We start from the raw sequence: 4,607 nt of genomic DNA, 5'->3' as shown, positions 1-4,607 counted from the left end.
CCATCGCGGCCTGGTGCGCACCGCCTTCTTCACGCCGACCATGCTGCCGATGATTGCGGCGGCCAACCTGTGGCTGTTCTTCTATACGCCCGGTCTCGGCCTGCTCGACCACGTCACCGCGCTATTCGGCATCGGCCCCACCAACTGGCTGGGCCAGCCCGGCACCGCGCTATGGTCGGTCATGGCGGTGACGATCTGGAAGGAATCCGGCTTCTTCATGATTTTCTACCTGGCCGCATTGCAGGCGATCCCACCCGACCTGCGCGAAGCCGCGCGCATCGAAGGCGCCGGCCGCTGGGCTTATACCCGCCGCATCGTGCTGCCGCTGCTGATGCCGACCACGCTGTTCGTGCTGATCAATGCGCTGATCAATTCGGTGCGCCTGATCGATCACCTGTTCATCCTGACCAAGGGCGGTCCGGACAACGCCTCCAAGCTGATTCTGTACTGGATATGGGAAATGGCCTTCGCCTACCTCGACCAGGCCGGCGCCGCCGTGATGACCGTGCTCGTGCTCGCCGCGCTGGGCCTGATCGCCGCGCTGCAATTCATGTTCTTTGACCGTCGCATCCATTACCGATGAACACTCTCGCCATTTCCCCGTCGGCGGCATCCGCTCCCGCTGCAGCGCCTGTCTCACATGACCGTTTCTGGAACATCGTCGACACTCTCGGGGCCTGGCTGCTGGCGCTGCTGTGGATCGCGCCGCTGTTGTTCGCGCTGTGGGCCGCCTTCCATACCTCGCACGCCGCGCTGGCGTTCGACTGGCGCGCGCCGCTGGTGCTGCAGAATTTCCGCGATGCCTGGCAGTCGGCGCCGTGGCTGGCCAGTTCACGCTGTGCACGCTGGCCGGCTTCGCGTTCGCGCGCTTCCAGTTCAGCGGCAAGAACATCGTGTTCGTGCTGGTGCTACCGCAATTGTTTGTACTGCCGGAAATCCTGATCGTCGAGAACTACGCGATGGTCACGCGCCTCGGCCTGTTCGATACGCCGTTCGGCATGGCGGTGCCTTACATGGCCAGCGCCTTCGGCATCTTCCTGCTGCGCCAGGCTTTCATGCAGATTCCGCGCGAACTGGAAGAAGCCGCACGCATTGAAGGTTGCGGCTGGTTCGGCGTGCTGTGGCGCGTCTACGTGCCGGCAGCGAAACCGGTCTACCTGGCCTATGCGCTGGTGTCGGTGGCGACGCACTGGAACAATTTCCTGTGGCCGCTGATCGTGACCAACTCGCCGGCGACGCGGCCGCTGACGGTCGGGCTGTCGCTCTTCGGCGCGCCCGAAAGCGGCGTCAACATCTCCATCATCAGCGCCGCCACGCTGGTCGCGATTGCGCCGCTGATGATCGGCTTCCTGGTATTCCAGCGCCAGTTCATCCAGGCCTTCCTGCGGGCAGGCATCCGTTAAATTTCTCCCAACACCAACAACACATCTGATGAAAGTCATACAAATCACCGACATCCACCTGGTGCCGGATGGGAACCTCTTGTTCGGCGAAGATTCCGTCACGCGTTTCCGCCACTGCATCGCCCATGTCAATGAACACCACCCTGACGCCGACCTGTGCGTCATCACCGGGGACCTCACCCACGACGGCGACGAAGCCTCGTATCGCATCCTGGCCGGGTGCATCAAGGAACTGAAGCTGCCGGTGCGCCTGCTGCTCGGCAATCATGACGAGCGTCCGGTGTTCCGCAGCGTCTTCCCCGCCATTCCGGTCGATGAGCACGGCTTCATCCAGGGTGTGCACGACGCCGACGATACGCGCCTGGTATTCCTCGACACCAAGGAAGCCGGCACCCACGAAGGCCGCCTGTGCGCCGACCGGCTGGCCTGGCTGGACCGCACGCTGGCCGAAGCCGGCGAACGTGCGGTGTATCTGTTCTCGCACCATCCGCCATTCGAACTCGACCTGCCGTCGATGGACTGGATCCGCCTGCGCGAAGAAGCCGACCTGCGCGCGCTGGTGAAGAAGCACGGCAACGTGCGCTACATGTTTTCCGGCCACGTGCACCGGCCGTCGGGCGGCACCTGGTACGGCACACCGTTTGCCACCGTGCCCGGCACCAACCACCAGCACGCGCTGGACTTCACGCTGACCGGCCCGGCAACGACCTCGATGGAACCGCCCGCCTATGCCGTGCTGAGCCTGCGCGATGCCGGCGTGGTGGTGCACTATCACGCGTTCATGGATCGGTCGCAGCAGTTTCCGTATTACGGCTGAGGAACGCTAACCGCAATAAAAACGGGAGAGGCACCTTGGTGCACTCCCCCGTTTTCTTGGAACTTGATCTGCCACTATCTTCCACTGTTAAAAATAACACGCGATACCAGATAGCCGCCACCTTCACGCAAGGTCGACGTCTGCGTGTTGATGACGATACTGTTCAAAGCTGCGGCATCGTCGTCCTTTTGAATCGGAAAGATCGACTGACCGTTGGCATCCTGTGTCAAAAGCATAGACTCCTCATCGGTGAACGCAACTCTACGCTGCAAAGCCTCCATCTCGCCAGTACGGCCGTTGAAGCGAGCGGTCTCCGCCTGCTTCGCCAATGCAGCTTTGTCGTCCAAAATGGCTTGCGCTCTGGAATTCCCGGTCTTGCTCTTCTCAAAATTCTTCCAGGCCTGATGATTGTAACTATCCTTTGGTGACGGCGGCTTGGTTTGCCATTCACGCAGTTTCTCGGCTTTCTCCTCTGTGCTTGTATAACCGCCCATATGAAAACCGGCCAGCGAATCGTGCACCTGCTCTTCCAGTAAGGCGATACCTTCGGCTTTCAACAGGCCTTTTTGCTCCTCAAACACCTGCAGTGCCAAAGCTTCACTGGCATCAGGCCGGACGCGCGTATCTGCACGCAGCAACTGCTGTTGATTGGCGACGTGGCTGTTTCCCGGTATAAATAATTTGATTTCATCCCCGTTCTCTCTGAACCTCCTTGGCCGGCCACCATTCGCACGTTCACGCAGCAGTTCCATATCGCCCTTGAACAGTTGATCGTAACTGATCATGTCCTGCTGTTCTTGCAGCGTAGCGCGCTGGCAAGCCGGCAATTGCGCCATGCGATCTACCCAACGATACCGGAAACGGTAGTACAGCCACATATGCTTCTCGATCTGCTCCTCGTAGGTAGCGGCCCGACTACCTCCGGACTCCGGCTTGAGGTTTCCATCGGAGGACTGGGCGGTAGCGCTCTCAGGATCATGGAGAGGTTGCTGATGGGGACCAGCCACCCTCCAGGCAGCCATGTAAGCGTTCCAGTTATTGGCCAGGTCAGGACTAAGAGCGTAATCTGCTCGCAGATCGGACGCCATCACACTGTAGCCAACAAGCGGTACGCCAGCCAGACGCGCCGCCCTATGCATATGCAGCAGTGGTACCTGAGAAATCATCTGTCCCACGGTCATGCCTCTACCCTGTGCTTTGGGGCAGTAACCGCCACCGACGTCCGAATGCACGCCGGGATAAAGTACCTCTCGCACGTTGTTGCCTGTGACGCGCGTAACAGGAAAGTTCATGCGCTGCTCGTGGGCTGCGATGTAATGCACTGTCTGCTTGACCAGCGATGGCAGTGGCGCCAAGGTCTCTGCCGCCCAACTGAAGTGACCATCGATGAAGCGAAACGGTGTGGTTTGCGCCGCTGAATTCGGCAAGCCGACCGAAGCCACTGAATCGAACAGGCCAAGAAAATTGATCTCGATAGGCATGCCTGCCAAGGAAGATTTTCCTTCCAGCGCGGCACTGAGCCAGTAACAGAAACTGCGCGCTTCGATGGCGCCACGAGAAAAACCGAATACCGCCACACGGATCTGCGGAATACGCGGTTGCAAGATGATGTTGCGGGAGGCTTGTAGCCTGTCGTTCAATTCGTCACGAAGTTGATGAAACCATTGTTGACGGCGCACGTTCCCGGGATATTCCTTGTCGTAATTCTGCTCAACGTCGCGGGCGTAACTTTTTAGTTTGGCGGTAAGCTGAAATGGCTCGTATAGGTCACGCCCCTCATTAAATGCTTGGTAAACAGCGTTATAGACTTGCAAAATTCCATACAGAATACGCGCCTGCCCGCCCTTTCCCATCGCCTTGCCATCCTGCGTCTCTTTCCATTCCTGATTTTCGGGAAAACGGGTTCCCACACCTGGAACATAAAAACGAAAACAACTCGATTCCTTAAGATCACCTTCACCCTTGATATCCTGATGCGCGTTAAACAGTTTGACGACATTGGTATGCCCCTGAATAGGCTCATCCCGGTACTTATTATTGTCCGTACCATCGAAGAACAAGCCTATTCTGACCAACTTCTGACACGGCGGCATCTTGTTACCGCTAGGCGAATAATGCTCAGGCATGTCATCAAGCCGTGTGACTGCAGCATACTCTCGTGTCGTCAATTCAATTTCTTGCTCACTCGTGGCTGTTATCGTCGGTGGGGCTGAATCAATTGATGCGCTCATGGTCAATGCTCCTCCGGAGGAGGGACTAAAACAGTCTCCAGTATTGGATGATAGGGACTTGCTGCATTTGAATTGGCAGCGACTACTCTCACTTGATCACCCGGAAAGAAGTGAGCATAGATATTTCCAGCTTTTTCATACCGCATGATATTGGTC

General features: G+C 58.1%; 3 protein-coding genes and 1 pseudogene. 3 read left to right on the top strand and 1 reads right to left on the bottom strand.

The annotated features are described in order from the left end of the window. The 3 genes and pseudogenes from HLUSI_RS0109015 to HLUSI_RS0109005 all read left to right on the top strand — a co-directional run. The coding region (locus tag HLUSI_RS0109015) for a carbohydrate ABC transporter permease (protein WP_016833657.1) at positions 1–583 on the top strand (583 nt) is incomplete at its 5' end. After that, positions 580–1,403, top strand: a pseudogene (locus HLUSI_RS27765) (carbohydrate ABC transporter permease). The gene HLUSI_RS0109015 and the pseudogene HLUSI_RS27765, both read left to right, overlap by 4 nt. Before the next feature lie 28 nt (positions 1,404–1,431). Next, a complete protein-coding gene (locus HLUSI_RS0109005) occupies positions 1,432–2,220 on the top strand; it encodes a phosphodiesterase (protein ID WP_016833652.1) in 789 nt (262 codons plus the stop codon). Positions 2,221–2,294: 74 nt separating this feature from the next. On the opposite strand, the gene HLUSI_RS0109000 is transcribed toward HLUSI_RS0109005, so the two are convergent. Then, complete coding sequence (locus HLUSI_RS0109000) at positions 2,295–4,451, bottom strand: phospholipase effector Tle1 domain-containing protein (RefSeq protein ID WP_040503299.1); 2,157 nt, start codon at positions 4,449–4,451, stop codon at positions 2,295–2,297. Positions 4,452–4,607 lie beyond the last annotated feature (156 nt).

The sequence above is a fragment of the Herbaspirillum lusitanum P6-12 genome (assembly GCF_000256565.1).
GTDB classification, from domain to species: domain Bacteria; phylum Pseudomonadota; class Gammaproteobacteria; order Burkholderiales; family Burkholderiaceae_D; genus Herbaspirillum; species Herbaspirillum lusitanum.
The sequence above is the reverse complement of the archived record's forward strand: the minus strand, read 5'-3'. Positions and strand labels throughout refer to the sequence as shown.

What these genes read in the sequence shown, in the direction of transcription:
- HLUSI_RS0109005 (WP_016833652.1), top strand. Translation starts at nt 1,432, where the DNA reads ATGAAAGTCATACAAATCACCGACATCCACCTGGTGCCGGATGGGAAC.
- HLUSI_RS0109000 (WP_040503299.1), bottom strand. Translation starts at nt 4,451, where the DNA reads ATGAGCGCATCAATTGATTCAGCCCCACCGACGATAACAGCCACGAGT.